Origin of the sequence: Blastococcus jejuensis (assembly GCF_039534705.1) — a bacterium.
In the GTDB taxonomy this organism is placed as follows: domain Bacteria; phylum Actinomycetota; class Actinomycetes; order Mycobacteriales; family Geodermatophilaceae; genus Blastococcus_B; species Blastococcus_B jejuensis.
On record NZ_BAAAVV010000033.1, the window covers coordinates 1 to 588 of the forward strand.

At 63.3% G+C, this 588-nt stretch carries 1 rRNA gene; it reads right to left on the reverse strand.

The features are described from left to right. A 23S ribosomal RNA gene (locus tag ABD644_RS22660) occupies nt 1-114 on the reverse strand; the annotation flags it as partial. Nucleotides 115-588 lie beyond the last annotated feature (474 nt).

A 588-nucleotide genomic window follows, 5' to 3' on the forward strand; every position in this document is an offset into this window, starting at 1 on the left:
AAATCCTCGGATCAACGCTCGGTTGACAGCTCCCCGAGGCTTATCGCAGCCTCCTACGTCCTTCATCGGCTCCTGGTGCCCAGGCATCCACCGTGTGCCCTTAACAACTTGGCCACACAAAAATCCCACCCCACACACCCCCGGAAGGAAGCGATGAGGCGGGCCTACACAAACTCCTACATACAGAGTCAGAAGATGCTCGCGTCCACTGTGCAGTTCTCAACGTACGACCAGACACCGGCCACCCGACCCCGCCGAACCCATCACCGCCCCGAAGAGCAACCCCGCAGGGCAGATGGTGGTACGAGATACAGACCGGCCCTGACAGAGATCCCAGAACACCCCGCAGCACACACTCTGCAGACGGGGCGGCCCGTTCCCTCAGGACCCAACAGCGTGCCTACGAACCAGACCCTCACCCACCACGCGCGTTCCACGCCCCGAAGGGCCGTACTAGCAGCGGCAGACGATGCCGGCCGAACTGGTCAGCGTTCCACCCTCGAGCACCACCCCAGACACCCGCAGCCATCCGAGACTGGATGACCGTCATGGCCTGGGCGCGGCTCTGGACCACTTCCAGCGAGGGAA